Here is a 1,266-nt window from a genome sequence, read left to right as displayed (position 1 = left end):
GTCGTCCTCCCCCACGATCACCACGGCGGGGCCGTCGGACACCTCCGCCGCCACCTGTGGCGCCTGCCGGATCAGCGACAGGCGCAGGCCTTCGCCGATCTCGCGGGCAATCTCGGCGAGCGCTTTCAATTCCGCATCGCAGAAGCGGTCGCCGGGTCCGCGCATGAGCGTCCCGCCGCCCCACACCCGGTTGTCGCGCCCACGGAACACCAGACGGACCTCGTCGTCCATCCCGAGCGGTTCGAGTATCTGCTGATACGGCAAGGCATCCCGGACATCACCGTCGATGGCGTCCCGGATCGTCTGGACTCCCTCCGGTTTCCGGGCGAGCCTGCTGTAGGTGTTGGCGTAGGGCGAAGTGCCGTACTCCAGTTCGGCGACGATCTCGACCGCGCGGCCGGTCGGGTCCGTCACGTCGACCATCGTCGCGGACGTGATCATCAGCGTCCCGGGATCAACCGTGCCGACCATGCCCCGATCGAACGGGATCCGTCTGCGGATCACGCTCAGCGCTGCCTGCCCGAAGTCGGACGGGCTGTCGGTGGCGAGCGCGGCATCTCGGATGGACGAGCGAAGTGCTCCGACCGTCCGAGATGCGGCCATGCCCCGCTTCTCGGCCATGACCGCAGTATGCGCAGGCCGAGATAGCCGTCGGTACCCCTCACACGTGGGGTGTGTCGAGAACCCGTCCGGGTTGCGCGGGTGCACGGCACGGCCGGACGATGACAGCTGTGACCGGTTTCGTGGAGGTCCGCCCGTACGCCGAACTCAACGCGTTCGTCGCCGCCGAATGCCGGGGCGTCGCCTCGCGCCGGCCGTTCCGTCCCCACCAGACCGTCAAGGACGTCGCCGAGGCGATGGGCATCCCGCACACGGAGATCGACCTGATCGTCGTCGACGGCGAGCCCGTCGATTTCGGATACCGGCCGCGCACCGGCGCCCGCATCGCGGTGTATCCGGTCTTCGAGGCACTGGGCATCGAACCGATCGAACGGCTGCGGCCGGCGCCGCTGCGCGACCCGCGGTTCGTCGCCGACGTCAACGTCGGCAAGCTGGCCCGCTACCTGCGCCTGCTCGGGTTCGACGTGCAATGGTCCCCTACCGCGGCCGACGAGACGCTCGCCCGGGTCAGCACCGACGATCAGCGCATACTCCTGACCCGGGACCGCGGTCTGCTCGCCCGCAAGGTGATCACCCACGGTCTGTTCGTGCACGCGGTCGATCCGGTCGAGCAGGTCGTCGAGGTCGTCCGGCGGCTCGATCTGA

1 protein-coding gene and 1 pseudogene are annotated in these 1,266 nt (G+C 69.1%); one reads left to right on the top strand and one right to left on the bottom strand.

Annotation, left to right across the window (positions count from 1 at the left end):
• A pseudogene (locus tag I0Q12_RS34140) lies at positions 1-621 on the bottom strand (LuxR family transcriptional regulator); the annotation flags it as partial.
• A gap of 110 nt (positions 622-731) precedes the next feature.
• Here I0Q12_RS34140 and I0Q12_RS27995 point away from each other — a divergent pair.
• A partial coding sequence (locus I0Q12_RS27995; RefSeq protein WP_197256806.1) for a Mut7-C RNAse domain-containing protein occupies positions 732-1,266 on the top strand: 535 nt, incomplete at its 3' end.

The organism is Rhodococcus sp. CX (assembly GCF_015865005.1).
GTDB lineage: Bacteria > Actinomycetota > Actinomycetes > Mycobacteriales > Mycobacteriaceae > Rhodococcus.
Note: the sequence above shows the minus strand (reverse complement) of the source record. Positions and strands in the feature narration are given on the sequence as shown.